A 12,858-nucleotide genomic window follows, 5' to 3' on the forward strand; every position below is an offset into this window, starting at 1 on the left:
GCCGGGTGATCGTCGGCTCGGGAGGGGCCGCCTCTATCAGAAACTCGCCTTGCGGGCGTATGCCTTGCGGAGCCGCTTGGCGGCCCGCAGGGCAGCCGATGGCACCTCGGCCTCCGAACCTGCTCCAGCTCCTGCGTGCGCGGGCGGTGCTCCGGAGGGCTGCGGACCCGGGTCTGCGGGTGCGAGCGGATAGCTTGTGGTGGAGCCGTCCCCGGTCGATCCATTCGACAGCTGGCCATCGGGGTCCACCACTGTCGGTGTGGGTACCGGGTCAAGCAGGGTGGGGGTGTAGCCGTTGGGGGCTGTCGGCAAGGGAGACTCGCTCACATTCGCACCGAAGAGCTGAGCGAAGAGTTCGTCGTCACCACTCCATGGGTCACTCTCACCACCCTCCTGCCCCACCGGGACAGCCAGAGCGTCATCGCCGCCATCGTCAAGGAACGCAGACAGATCAGGTACCAGTCCGGAGGCTTCCACCACTGCGACAAGATCTGCCGCAGCTGCTATTTCGCCGACGCCCTGCCCCACGAGAAGCTCCAGCAGCATGTCGCGCACCTGCATCAGGTTCGGCCGCGTCTCTGCGTCTGGCACGAGAACGGGCTCCAGGACCGCCCGCATCAAGGCTGGGACCCCGTGCCAAGCAGGAGGCTCCACCGACGAAGGCCCGTGGGGATAGGGCGGCCGACCGGCAGAAGCAAAGAACAGCGTCGCCGCCAGCGAGTAGACGTCTGCCGCCTTCGAAACGTGCTTGGTGTCGAGATATTGCTCAAGGGGCATATAGGCGACCGTGCCTATGGCGGTTCCTGTTGCGGTGATCGCCTGATCCATCTTGCGGTCCGCCAGCACGGCAAGCCCGAAGTCAACAACCACCGGTCCCTGCGGGCCGAGCACCACATTGGCCGGCTTCAGGTCACGGTGCAACACCTCGGCCTCGTGCATGCACTGAAGCGCTTCCGTCATAGCTAGACCGAGCGCTGCTGCCTGGACCACATTGAACGGTTTACCGCGGGAGTGAACTAGGCGAGACAGATTGGGGCCGTGAATATAGTCAATGGCCAGCCACGGAAGGCCACCGTCCGGGTCCGCACCCTGGAAGGCGGGTACCCGAGGGCCAATGACGCTTTGCAGGTGAGTGACCTCTTGAAGGAAGCGCGCGCGCTTGACCTCAGCACTCTCGTGAGCATCACCAGCGAAGGAGTCTGGCTTGATCACCTTCACCGCGACCAGCGTGTCAGCTGAGGTGTCCTCCTGTGCCGCAAGGAAGTACTGGGCCGACGCCTCAGAGTCCTCCGGGAAGTTCGCGAGCCTCCGACCAAGATAGACCCGTCCCATGCCACCCTGGCCGAGCACGGCGAGCAGCCGGAAGGGCCCGAGCACCAGAGGGTCGTCGTCCCCCAGAGCCTTCACACTCACCTGTACATCCCCACCTGTGCTCAGCATCAGCCGACGTGATCAGCGGTGCCCACGTCAGCCGAAGGCGATCACCCCTCCCGCCGCGGACGCATCCAGCTCGTCGATCAGTGTACGGGGGCGCGATGGGAAGGGGATGCGAACCGACAATCAGCGGACCGTCTCGAAAGATCGAGGCTAGCCTCCATGCTTCGCTTCGGCTTCGTTGAGCTGTGGCGATCCGCGTATCGGATGTCGCGGGGCTGCTGTCGGGCGGTGAACCTGCCGAGGGCTCGGCACGATGGCCGGGCGCTCCTTGGGTCCTCGGGTCGTCGGTCGTCGCTGGCGGGTTCGTCTGTCAGGCGGCCGGTCGGGGCAGTGCGACGAGGCGACTGAACGTGCTGGTCAGTTCATGGCGCCAGGGCCAGGTGGCGGCGATCCGCAGGTGTAAGCAGCGGGCTCCGCATGTGATGCGGGCGGCTGCGTGTAGGAGGCGGTAGCGGAGCTTCTTGGGCTCGATGGTGGCCAAATCGCCGTCCAGCAGCAAGATTCGGGCCCAGACGAGCAGGTCGATCGCGGTCAGGGAAAGCTTCAGCCAGACCTGTCGCCCTCCGCACCGGGGCGTCGTACGGGTTTCGGTCAGTGCCGCCGAAGCCCATCGCTGCGATCTTCTTGCACACAACGTCCGCACCGATTCTTTCGTGCGACCGCTCGACGAGATCCTTGACCTTCGGCAGGAACCCGTCGATCAGTTTAATCGCCCGGTCGGGTCCACGCCATGGCCGCGAAGGTGGACATACCGCTACAGCGTGTGGTGATCGCATCCGGACAACTTCGCGGCATTGCGGTAACTGCCCGTGAGGTCATACGCCTCAAGTATCTCCATGATCTCCTCATCACTCTTCACCGGATCCACTCTGCATCATGGGTCCGGAACATCCGCGGGGAGATCATCTTTCCGTCAGTGGGAAGCTTCTCTGTCCGCCAGCAGGGAGGCCTCACGACCGCCCACAGGAAGTTTGCCGCGTCCACTGACATCAATTTCTGGCCAACCACTCTCTACGGTCAGCTGGAACCAGGGACCGCACTTGGCTTGTGCCGTGCGCTCCGGAGAGGAGGGGACGGGCGAGTATTAAAAATGAGCAGAAAAGGTCCGGCATTTGGTCAACGCACCCTCGGAATAGACCCGGGGGCACCACCACCATTGGATGATTCGGCACGGGTTTCCCTCCCGATCAGCCTGGAACCTGCTGGATGAACCTCAGGAGGTATAGGGATCGCGAAGGGGCCGTGGTTCCCGTACGCCTCGAACGATGGCTTCGGGAAGGTCCGAGCCAGCAGTGTAGTAGCGGCCCTGCGCTTCGCCCTGGGCCGCGAGCCAGCCGGCGCGGACGAGTTCGCGGATGTCGCGTTGGGCCTGCTGCTCGCTGAGTTCGGCGTCGGCCTGGTAGGTGGCGCGGCGCAGGCGGTTGCCCATGGCCGTGGGGTAGAGGGCGTAGAGCATGCGGTCGGGCCAGCCGCGCTGCTCGACGGCTTCGTCGAGGGCGGTCCAGACCTCGCGGGTAGTGTTCACCTGGCGCTCGACGCTCTGGGCCTGCTGATGGTGGGCGCGCAGGCAGAACCGGATCCAGGGCAGGGTGTCGCGGTCGGGGGTCCAGACGGGGCCGCCGACGTCGGCGAGGATGTCGTAGTAGCGGTAGGTGTTGCGGGCCCTGCCAAGCCATTCCTCGATGCTGGAGAACTCCGGCGCCATGATCCCTTCGCGGGCCAGGACCAGGGTGTGCAGGGCGCGGGACATCCGCCCATTGCCGTCCGACCACGGGTGGATCGCCACCAGGTTCAGGTGCGCCATCGATGCCCGCACCAGTCCCGGAGCGTTCAGGTCGCCCTCGTTCAGCCACTCGACCAGTTCGCCAGTCAGTTCTGCCAGCTGCTGGGCATCAGGGGCGGTGTAGGCGGCGATGGTCGGGTCTTCGGCAGAGGTGACGTGCACCGGCCCGGTACGCCACCAGCCGGGTCGTTTGATCAGGTGGTGGCCTTGCATCATGAAGTGCAGCGAGTTGAGCAGGCCCTTGCTGTAGGCAAAGTCGTCGCCTGCTTCGGCGAGGCGCTGGATGTAGGTCATCGCCTGCCGATAGCCCTCGATCTCGGCCGTGACGGTGTCGTTCGCATCGATCGGGGCTTCGCCGACCATGATGTCCTCGACGTCCGACACGCTCGCGGCGTAGCCCTCGATCGTGTTCGATCCGGCGATCGCCCGCGCGGTGAGGTTACGCCGCAGCTGCCCTTCCCAGCGACGTGAAGTGCGCAGATGGAGACGCAGCCGGTTGCGCATCTCGTCAATCTCCGCGAGGACGGACTGGTCGATGTCCTGCAGCGATGGCACAGCGTAGAGCATGAAGCAATGACACCATGACGGCATCAGACAATCAAGCGGAACCGGGCGCAACCATGGTGCATGAGTACTTCAATGCATCCCTGGGAATCAGTCGCCCCGGATCCGTTCAGCGGGATCACCACCGCCGACCTTCCGGCTCCGCCGAGTGCCCTGCGCTCGCAATACCGCACTTCACCGCTCACCAGCCCCCGCCCGCCGGCCGCCCAGGCCACCCCAGCCCAGACACAGGCCTGGGCCAGCTTCCTGGCAGGGGCTGTCCACAATGGGCTCGACCCGACACTGGTCACCCAGTGGTTGACCATCCTGGCCGACGCCACCGGCAGCCCCGTCCTCCCGTCCCTGGCCTCCATGCCATTGGGCGACTACGTCAACCTCCGCCTCTCGGTCATCCTGACCGGCCTGGAAACCACCACGTACGCCCCCTACCTCGCCGGCTGGCACCTGCGGATCGAGCCCGAGCTCGGGCAACTCCCCCTCCGCCTGATCACCACCGCTCTCATCACTGCGGCAGTTCTCGGCTGGATCGCCGATGGCTGCAGCCGCTCCACGATCAAGAACACCCTCGCCATGCTCTCCCGCATCTTCGAGCAGGCCATCGTGGACGGCATCCTCGAACACAACCCCGCCCACATCACCGGCTGGCAGCGCGAATACCAGCAAGTCGAAGACGAACTGCGGGATCCCCGCTCCCTCGCCCTGCGCGACTGGGACGCCCTCACCGAACTCGCCGATGCCCTGGTCGCGGCCTCATACAACCGCTATCGCGGATGGGGTGATGTCGTTGTCCACAGTGCCTGCACGGCCACAAGGATCGGCGAGGTCTCCGGAGTCCGGGCCCGCGACGTCGATACCGACAAGTGGCTCCTGACCTGCCGCCGACAGACCACCCCCGCCCCCGGCGGCCTGGTCGACAAGCACACCAAGGGTAGGGTCGCCCGCCTCATCCCGATCATCGAACCATTGCGCCCACTCATCGTCAGGCGGCTCCAAGCGACGCGAGGCGACCCGGACGCCCGCCTCTACACCGGCCCGCGCGGCGGTCGCATCAGCACCGCCGTCCTACGCGACGCCACCCACTGGGACGACGTCACCCGAGATCTCGGCTACGAACACCTGCGCCGCCACGACCTTCGCCACACCGGCCTGACCTGGATGGCCGACGCCGGCATCCTCCCGCACATCCTCAAGGAAATCGCAGGCCACCGGCTCATCACCACCACCCAGCGCTACTTCCACCCCGACGTGCTCCGGATCCTGGAAGCCGGCCGAGCCCTCACTCATCACCTCGAGAAACTCCAACGCGACGGCCAGATCACCCGCCGCTGGTAACACACCGTAACTGCCATCGCCTCGAACTGGCCGCTGACAAGTCGCTCCGATGTTGCCCGAGTCACGCCACGGCAAGCAACAGGCGCCAGAAAGGCCTTAGAAATGCCCCGATATGAACCAGTTTGACCCACTTGACCCGCGACCGGCGCACTTGACCGAAGGTCAAGTGCGCCACCGCGCCTCGCTCCAGCAAAGCGGCAAGGAGGTCTCGCACTTCACCTTGAGATCGAAGAACAATCCACACACCAGCCACTGGAGCAACGGGTGGCGACGCACCTGCGGCCAAACCTGGGGACCATTTTGGGACCACCCGGGACCAAAAAACGGGCCCCGAAAACCAGCAAGAGCGGGCACTTGGTTTCCCAAATACCCGCTCTCACAAGCGACTTCACAGTCGGGACGACAGGATTTGAACCTGCGACCCCTTGACCCCCAGTCAAGTGCGCTACCAAGCTGCGCCACGTCCCGTGGTCTCGTGGCCCTGGGCGGAGCCTGGGGGGCTCGGCCTTCGGGTTTCTCGACCTTGTCGGCCGGTTGTCCCGGCGACGAGGAAAACAATACAGCACGTCGGGGGGTGCTCGCTGCAGGGTTGTGGGGGTGGGGGTCAGGGGGTGGGGTGGCGGGCGTCGTACCGGAGGAAGGCGGGGCGGCGGGCGGCGAGGAGGAGGATGGCGGCGACGCAGGCGAGGCCGCCGCTGACGACGGAGACGGCCGGGCTGGTGAGGGAGGCGACGGCGCCGGACTCGAAGTCGCCGAGGCGGGGGCCGCCGGCGACGATCACGATGAAGACGCCCTGGAGGCGGCCGCGCATCTCGTCCGGGGCGGCGACCTGCATCATCGTGTTGCGGAAGATCATGCTGATGGTGTCGGCACAGCCGGCGGCGGCGAGCAGGAGGAGACCGAGCCAGAGGTTGCGGACCAGGCCGAAGGCGGCGATGGCCAGGCCCCAGGCGATCACGGCGGCCAGGACGGCGGCCCCCTGGCGGTTGATGCGGCCGACCCAGCCGGAGAAGAGGGCGCCGGTCAGGGCGCCCACGGCGGGGGCGGCGGCGAGCAGGCCGACGGTGCGGGCGTCGCCGCCGTAGAAGGTGACCGCGAGGGCCGGGAAGAGGGCGCGCGGCATGCCGAAGATCATCGCGGCCAGGTCGGCGAGGAAGCTGGTGCGCAGGTTGGGCTGGTCGCGCAGGAAGCGGAGGCCGTCGAGGACGGAGGCGCGGCCCTTGCGCTCGCCGAGCGGGAGCATGGTGGGCAGGCGCCACATGGCGTAGATCGTGGCGCCGAAGGCGACGGTGTCGACGAGGTAGGCGGCCTGGACGCCGTAGGCGCCGATGAGGACGCCGCCGAGCATGGGGCCGACGGTGAGGCCGAGGTTCATGCTGACGGTGTTCAGGGCGTTGGCGGCGGGGAGCTGGTGGGCAGGGACGAGGCGCGGGATCATCGCCGAGCGGGCGGGCGAGGCGAGTGCGAAGAAGCCCGCCTGGAGGGCGACGGCCGCGTAGAGGAGCGCGACGAGGCCGAGGCCCGCGAGCGCCTGGGCGGCCAGGACGGCGGAGACGGCGGCGAGGCCGGCCGCGCCGATCAGGCCGAGGCGGCGACGGTCGGCGGTGTCGGCGATCGCACCGCCGTAGAGGCCGAAGGCGACCAGCGGGACGAGGGAGAAGAGGCCGACCAGGCCGGTCGCGAAGGTGGAACCGGTCAGGTCGTAGACCTGGACGGAGACGGCGACGGCCGTCATCTGCTGGCCGATCGAGGAGACGGACTGCCCGAACCAGACCCGCCGGTAGTCGGCGTGGTCGCGCAGCGGGCTCAGGTCGGCGAAGGCGCCACGGGCGAACCGTCGGTACCAGGCCGGGGAGGGGGCGACGGAGGGGCCGGTGGAGGGAACGTCGGAGGGGGTGGGCGGTGCGTCCCCGTCGGCCGCGGAATTGGCAGGATGATTGGTCGACACAGTGCTCCATCGTCGCGCCGCCCGCCCGCGCCGCGGACACCGGGGTGCGTTTGCGGCGGCTTGATCGCGACTCCGCCGCCACCCGTCCCGTCAGCGCGGTCCGACGTTCTCCAGGATCCGGTCCAGCAGCGTCGCGAGCCGGGCGACCTCCCCGTCGCTGAGGCCCTTGAGCATCTCCTGCTGGCTGTTGACCGCGACGGAGGAGATCCGGTTGTACATCTCCTCCCCGTCGGGCGCGATCTCCACGGTCGCAGCCCGACGGTCGGCGCCGGTGCGCTTGCGCACGACCAGGCCGCGCCGCTCCATCGACTCCAGGTGACGGGAGAGTGTCGGGCCCTCGATGCTCAGGTACTGGGCGAGTGCGCGCTGGATCATCGGGCCCTCCAGCTTCAGGGCGGCCAGCACCGTCCATGCCGCGAAGGTCGCCCCCGACTCCGCGAGGCGCTCCTCGAAGAACGCCCGGCAGGACTTCGCGGTCAGGTGCAGTTTCGGCGCGACGCTGCTCCGCAGCCACGTCGGACCGGCGTCCGCCTCGGCAGCGACCCGTTCTTCGCTCTGCCGGCCGGGCATCCGAACCTCCCATTCGTCACGAAATCCTCTGCGAAGCGTAGCGCCGACCGGTGTCTCGACCAGCCCCGGGCGGTGGCCCCCGCCGGACCCCGGTCACCGCCCCACGCAGAAGGGGCCCGCACCGTGGTCGCACGGTGCGGGCCCCTCCCCCGCGCGCTGCTACGGCCGGCAGCGGACGTTCAGAGCGGGACGACCCGGAACACCGGGATGTCCCGCGCGGCCTGCTCGAAACTCTCCGGGCTCTTGTCCGGCACCACGCCGTTCTTGACGAAGATGCTCGCGCCCATCGGGACCAGGGCCGGGAAGTGCCGGGCGATCGGCCCGCGCTCGTTCGGCGGCACCTCCACCAGCTTCACTCGCTGCGCCCTGCGCCCGCGGACCAGCACCCCCTCGCCGGCCGCCCGGACGTTCTTCACCCAGTCCGACCCGGGGAACGCCTGCAGGATGTAGACGGCACCGCCAACGTTCACCGGGGCGACCGGATTGGTGTACTCCCGGCCGGACTTGCGGCCCTTCACCTTCAACAGCTGCAGCGGGCCGACCGGCAGGCCGATCCCGTGGAAGACCTCCATCATCTTGTTGCCGAGCTTCTGGAAGCCGGTGACCCGGACGCGGGCGGCGGTGGACATCGTCGGTGCGCTCCTCTGCTGGAGGGTTCGGTCAGGGCGGGACGTCCGACCGGTAGTCGCTGATCACCGGCATCGCGGACGGTCAGCCGCAGGCCGCCATCACCGCGCGCCTCCCTTTCGAAGGGAATAGATAGCTTGCTACCTAAGTAGCGTGACAGGCCACTGCGGGGCTGTCAACGCGAACACGGGAGGGCAACTCCCCTACCGGACCTGGCCGGTGGGAGACGGAGGGCGCAACTGCGGGAGCCGAGACGGGCAACACGGCGCTGCGGCCGGCGCGGAAATGCTGCGCGCGCGATCCGGAGCAGCCCGGAAGCAGGGCGCTGTCCGACGACATGGTGCGGCTGTGCGCCGTGCGAGGCCTACGGGCAGGGGCGAGTGAGCCGCCGTGCGGCGTGAGCGCGGGTCCGGGACGCGCCGGGTCCGGCGTCCCGGGCCGATCGGGCCGGGACGTCCTCGGTTTCCTCCGCCGGGCACCGGCGGAGGAAACCGTCGAGCGGTCGAGCGGTGGAACTACCGGGTGAGGACCTGCTTCTCGCCCGCCTCGACCGCGAAGTCCAGCCGGTTGCCGGGCGGCGGGAACGGGCAGATGAAGTGGTCCGCGAAGGCGCACGGCGGCAGGTAGGCGCGGTTCAGGTCCAGGACCGTGCGGCCGTCCGCGTCCGGCTCGGGCAGGGTGATGAAGCGGAACCGGTAGGTGTCCTTGCCGCTGGTGGCGTCGGCGATGACACCGCTCAGGCTGCCGCCCGAGCCGCTGACCGTCAGGGTGCGGTGCTCACCGGCGACGGTGAACTCGATCTTCCCGGCGACGGCCAGCGGGCGCTCCTTGCCGTCGGCGTTCGGGACGACCACCGTCTGTGCCTGCTCGCCCTCGAACGGGGTGAAGACCGCGGGGACGGCCCACTCCGGCGCGTAGGGGTAGGCGGAGATCCCGGCGAACGAGGCCCGCCGGGGCGCCGCCGGGTCGAAGACCCGCAGCGCCAGCTCGCCCTCGCGCTCGATCGGCACCAGCAGCAGCTCACCCAGCGTGGCGGTGTCCGCCGCCGGGTCGGTGTCCGGCCGCAGCAGCACCTCGCCGTCCACGGGAGCGGACGTGCCCGCGACGATGAAGCCGTCGGCGGCCGTCGCCCGGACCCGGATGCCCTCCGCGTCGGTCCACCAGGCCCCGGGCAGCCCGGGGATCTCCGTGGGCTCGGGCTCCAGCCAGTGCGTACCGGTGAGCGCCAGCTGACCGTGCGGGGTGCTGACCGTCGCCGCCCGCCGATCGCTCCAGTGCTTCCATTCCTCCGCGGCCGTCGCCGTCATCGGCTCGCCCTCCCACTGTCGTCCAGGGCCCGCCGGGCGGGCCGTCCGTTTTCCCCCGTCACCCCATCGAACGCCGAACACCCGGGCCGGGCATTCCCGCCTCCGGATCCCGTCGTACGACCGTCGTACGACCGTCACACCGGTCAACACACCAGTCACACCACTCAACGCGGCGGACGCACCCCCCGGTCAGTCCTTGATCCGGCGGAACAGGCCCTCCTGCACCACCGACACCACCAGCCGGCCGCTGCGGTCGAAGATCTCCCCGCGCGCCAGGCCCCGGGCGCCGTGGGATATCGGGGACTCCTGCTGGTAGAGCAGCCAGTCGTCGGCCCGGAACGGCCGGTGGAACCACATCGCGTGGTCGAGCGAGGCCATGTCGAAGTGGCGGGTGCCCCAGAGCGGCTCGACGGGGGCGCGGACGGCGTCCAGCAGGGTCATGTCGCTCGCGTAGGTGAGCGCGCAGACGTGGATCAGCGGATCGTCGGGCAGCGCACCGTTGGTCCGCAGCCAGACGCCGCTGCGCGCCTCGACGCCGTCGAGCTCCTCGGTGCTCCACCGCAGCCGGTCGACGTAGCGGATGTCGAACGGCTGGCGCCGGCTGATGAACGGGGGCAGCTCACCCAGCCGCGACCCGACCTCGTCCAGCGCGCTGGGCAGCGTCTCGGGGGCCGGGACCTCGGGCACCGGGAACTGGTGCTCGATGCTGTCCGGCTCCGGGGCGTGGAAGTCGGCGGTCAGCGCGAAGATCGACCGCCCGCCCTGGATCGCCAGCACCCGGCGGGTGGTGAACGAGCGGCCGTCCCGCAGACGGTCCACCTGGTAGACGATCGGCACGCCCGGCACACCGGGACGCAGGAAGTAGGCGTGCAGCGAGTGGACCGGCCGGTCGCCGTCCACGGTGCGCCCGGCCGCGACCAGCGCCTGCCCGGCGACCTGTCCGCCGAACGTGCGCTGGAGCGCCTCCTCGGGGCTGCGCCCGCGGAAGATGTTCAGCTCGATCTGCTCGAGATCCAGCAGCGCGACGAGATCGTCGACCGGGGTACCCATGGAACACGTCCTCTCCGGGCCGCCGCCCGGCCAGAGGTCTTCCGCCCGGCTGCCGCGAACCCGTTCTCTCGAATTCTCCAGCTCAATCGAATTCCTCAGCGAGCCGGGGCATTCCCCGCACGGGGACCACGGACGCCGATTCACTCGAACGAGGTCGAACATGACGGACCCGAGCGGGCCCGGGCGAACCTGAGCGTGGCTGAGCACGCCTGAGCGGACCCGAACGGACCCGAACGGACCGAAGCGCACGGCCCGCCGGCGCTCAGAGCCCCGACTGCCGCACGGTGATGTTGAGCCGCCCGGTCAGCCCCAACGCCGGATCCGCCGTGCCGGGCAGCGTCCTCGTCACACCGTGGTACGCGAACCGGGCCGACCCGCCGAACACCAGCAGGTCCCCGCTGCGCAGCTCCAGGTCGGTCCACGGCCTGGTCCTGGTCTCGGTGTTGCCGAGCCGGAAGACGCACGAGTCGCCGAGCGAGAGCGAGACCACCGGGGCATCCACCCGCTCGTCGCGGTCCTGGTGCAGGCCCATCCGCGCGCCGTGCGGGTAGTGGTTGACGATCGCGATGTCCGGCGCGTACCCGGCCGCGCCCGCGACCTCGCCGACGCCCGCGCCGTACGCCTCGGCCACCGCCCGCCGGGCGAGCCTGCCGAGCGCGGGCGGGAACGGCTTGACCGGCGCGCCGTCCTCGGCGGTGCGGGAGTAGCCGTACGGGTACCAGTGCAGGCCCAGCCCGACCATCCGCACCGACATCAGCCCGCCGGTGGGCATCCGGACCGTGTGCATCCCGGCGGGCGGACGGGCCCACTCACGGCAGGCGGCGACCAGCCGCAGCTGCGCCGCCGCGTCCAGCCAGCCCGGGAGCAGTACGGCGCCCGGTGCGGGCTCGGACCGCCCGCGCCCGCCGGTCGTCGCGTCGAAGGAGCCGCCGAACAGCTCGCCCTGGGTCACTCCCCCATCCTCGCGCACCCCTCCGACAACGGGCCCCTCCGACAACGGGCCCCGTCGGCAACGGGCCCGGAGCGGCGGAGCGGCACCGGAGCGGCACTCGCACGCCGACGGCCGCCTCCCCGCGCTGCGGCGGGAAGGCGGCCGGGAAACCGGTCGGATCAGACGGTGAGGGTCTGGCCCGGGAAGATCAGGTTCGGGTTGGCGCCGATGACCTTGGCGTTCTTGCCGTACAGGTCGTGCCAGTCGACGCCCTGGGCGGCGGCGATGGTGCTCAGGGTGTCGCCGGCCTTGACGGTGTAGGAGCCGTTGGCCTGCTTGGCGTCCTGCGCGGTCCAGCTCTTGGCGGCCTTCGGCGCGGCGGCGGCCTTGGGGGCCTCGGCGGCCTTGGGGGCGGCCTTCGGAGCCTCGGCGGGCTTCGGGGCGGCGACGGGCTTCGGGGCCTCCGCGGCCTTCGGCGCGGCCGGCTTCGGGGCCGCGGTGGCGGCCGGGGCGGCCGGCTTCGCGACGGGGGCGGCGGTGTCGACCGCGGCCGGGGCGCCGCCCTTGGTCAGGCCGGCCTTGACGGAGCAGACGGGCCAGGCGCCCGGGCCCTGCGAGGCGAGGACCTTCTCGGCGACGGCGATCTGCTGCGCCTTGGTGGCCAGGTTGGCCTGCGAGGCGTACGCGGTGCCACCGAAGGCGGCCCAGGTGCTGGAGGTGAACTGCAGACCGCCGTAGAAACCGTTGCCGGTGTTGATGGCCCAGTTGCCGCCGCTCTCGCACTGGGCGACGGCGTCCCAGGTGGAGACGGAGGCGGCGGAGGCCGAGGTGGCCGTGACGAGGCCGGCCACCGGCAGGGCCGCGACAGCGGCGCCCGCCACGACAGCCATCCGGACGCGGTTGCGCTTGGTGGCGGCGGGGGTGGTGGCAGCGGCGGACTCGTTACGGAAGGTCATGGGGTTCCTCTCGACAGCCCCGGGCGGGCATGCGGAACCAAGCCCTGGAAGGGGACTGGAATCGCTCGCCGCGTCCGTCGGGCGGCCGGAGACGTGTCGGACGTCCCGCGCCGCCCCTGGCCACCCGCCTCGCACCGGCGACCTGTTCGAGCGGTCGCATCGGCGGGCACGGCCGGCGCCGGGTGAACCGGCGGGCTGTGCGTCGGGGGTGAACCCGGGTGGTGCTCGTTGCACCGCCAAAGAAGCTACGAGTCGGCCGCCGGGGATCCAAACAATTTGGGGTCTCCCCAGCTCAGCGGGGCATTACCGCCGGTAACTGCCTGACATTCGTGTCCTGAATGTCCGATTTAGGC

10 protein-coding genes, 1 tRNA gene and 2 pseudogenes are annotated in these 12,858 nt (G+C 69.8%); 1 reads left to right on the forward strand and 12 read right to left on the reverse strand.

Features of this window, described 5'->3' with window-relative positions; genetic code table 11:
- Positions 1-36: 36 nt before the first annotated feature.
- From ACFVUH_RS32500 to ACFVUH_RS32515, 4 genes and pseudogenes are all read right to left on the reverse strand, one after another.
- Positions 37-1,413: a serine/threonine-protein kinase gene (locus ACFVUH_RS32500; protein ID WP_387917052.1), complete on the reverse strand. Its 1,377-nt coding sequence runs from the start codon at positions 1,411-1,413 to the stop codon at positions 37-39.
- A 334-nt stretch (positions 1,414-1,747) separates the two neighbouring features.
- Positions 1,748-1,993, reverse strand: a pseudogene (locus tag ACFVUH_RS32505) (transposase); the annotation flags it as partial.
- Between the two features lie 31 nt (positions 1,994-2,024).
- Positions 2,025-2,296: pseudogene (locus ACFVUH_RS32510) on the reverse strand (IS21 family transposase); the annotation flags it as partial.
- Between the two features lie 354 nt (positions 2,297-2,650).
- Positions 2,651-3,775: a Fic family protein gene (locus ACFVUH_RS32515; RefSeq protein WP_387917054.1), complete on the reverse strand. Its 1,125-nt coding sequence runs from the start codon at positions 3,773-3,775 to the stop codon at positions 2,651-2,653.
- 72 nt (positions 3,776-3,847) lie between these two features.
- Here ACFVUH_RS32515 and ACFVUH_RS32520 point away from each other — a divergent pair, with 72 nt between their 5' ends.
- Positions 3,848-5,116, forward strand: a complete 1,269-nt coding sequence (locus ACFVUH_RS32520) for a tyrosine-type recombinase/integrase (protein ID WP_387917056.1) — start codon at positions 3,848-3,850, stop codon at positions 5,114-5,116.
- 394 nt (positions 5,117-5,510) lie between these two features.
- Here the strand turns inward: ACFVUH_RS32520 and ACFVUH_RS32525 are convergent.
- The 8 genes from ACFVUH_RS32525 to ACFVUH_RS32560 form a co-directional block, all read right to left on the reverse strand.
- Positions 5,511-5,584, reverse strand: a tRNA-Pro gene (locus ACFVUH_RS32525).
- Between the two features lie 136 nt (positions 5,585-5,720).
- Positions 5,721-7,064: an MFS transporter gene (locus ACFVUH_RS32530; RefSeq protein ID WP_387917058.1), complete on the reverse strand. Its 1,344-nt coding sequence runs from the start codon at positions 7,062-7,064 to the stop codon at positions 5,721-5,723.
- Positions 7,065-7,154: 90 nt separating this feature from the next.
- Positions 7,155-7,634, reverse strand: coding sequence for a MarR family winged helix-turn-helix transcriptional regulator (locus ACFVUH_RS32535; protein ID WP_387917060.1), 480 nt, complete (start codon positions 7,632-7,634; stop codon positions 7,155-7,157).
- Between the two features lie 179 nt (positions 7,635-7,813).
- Positions 7,814-8,263 carry a nitroreductase/quinone reductase family protein gene (locus tag ACFVUH_RS32540; RefSeq protein ID WP_387917062.1) on the reverse strand — a complete coding sequence of 150 codons (450 nt, stop codon included), beginning with the start codon at positions 8,261-8,263 and terminating at the stop codon, positions 7,814-7,816.
- Between the two features lie 513 nt (positions 8,264-8,776).
- Entirely contained in the window at positions 8,777-9,568 is a 792-nt protein-coding gene (locus ACFVUH_RS32545) for a DUF1684 domain-containing protein (protein ID WP_387917064.1), read from the reverse strand.
- A gap of 189 nt (positions 9,569-9,757) precedes the next feature.
- Complete coding sequence (locus tag ACFVUH_RS32550) at positions 9,758-10,618, reverse strand: acyl-CoA thioesterase II (protein ID WP_355374095.1); 861 nt, start codon at positions 10,616-10,618, stop codon at positions 9,758-9,760.
- A 262-nt stretch (positions 10,619-10,880) separates the two neighbouring features.
- Positions 10,881-11,570, reverse strand: coding sequence for an alpha-ketoglutarate-dependent dioxygenase AlkB family protein (locus ACFVUH_RS32555; RefSeq protein WP_387917067.1), 690 nt, complete (start codon positions 11,568-11,570; stop codon positions 10,881-10,883).
- Between the two features lie 158 nt (positions 11,571-11,728).
- Positions 11,729-12,505: a transglycosylase family protein gene (locus ACFVUH_RS32560; protein WP_387917069.1), complete on the reverse strand. Its 777-nt coding sequence runs from the start codon at positions 12,503-12,505 to the stop codon at positions 11,729-11,731.
- Positions 12,506-12,858 lie beyond the last annotated feature (353 nt).

The sequence above is a fragment of the Kitasatospora sp. NPDC058032 genome (assembly GCF_042885845.1).
GTDB lineage: Bacteria > Actinomycetota > Actinomycetes > Streptomycetales > Streptomycetaceae > Kitasatospora.

Bases quoted from the DNA above. Each gene is read 5' to 3' on its own strand.
- ACFVUH_RS32520 (WP_387917056.1), top strand. From the start codon at position 3,848: ATGAGTACTTCAATGCATCCCTGGGAATCAGTCGCCCCGGATCCGTTC.
- ACFVUH_RS32535 (WP_387917060.1), bottom strand. From the start codon at position 7,634: ATGCCCGGCCGGCAGAGCGAAGAACGGGTCGCTGCCGAGGCGGACGCC.
- ACFVUH_RS32540 (WP_387917062.1), bottom strand. From the start codon at position 8,263: ATGTCCACCGCCGCCCGCGTCCGGGTCACCGGCTTCCAGAAGCTCGGC.
- ACFVUH_RS32545 (WP_387917064.1), bottom strand. From the start codon at position 9,568: ATGACGGCGACGGCCGCGGAGGAATGGAAGCACTGGAGCGATCGGCGG.
- ACFVUH_RS32550 (WP_355374095.1), bottom strand. From the start codon at position 10,618: ATGGGTACCCCGGTCGACGATCTCGTCGCGCTGCTGGATCTCGAGCAG.
- ACFVUH_RS32560 (WP_387917069.1), bottom strand. From the start codon at position 12,505: ATGACCTTCCGTAACGAGTCCGCCGCTGCCACCACCCCCGCCGCCACC.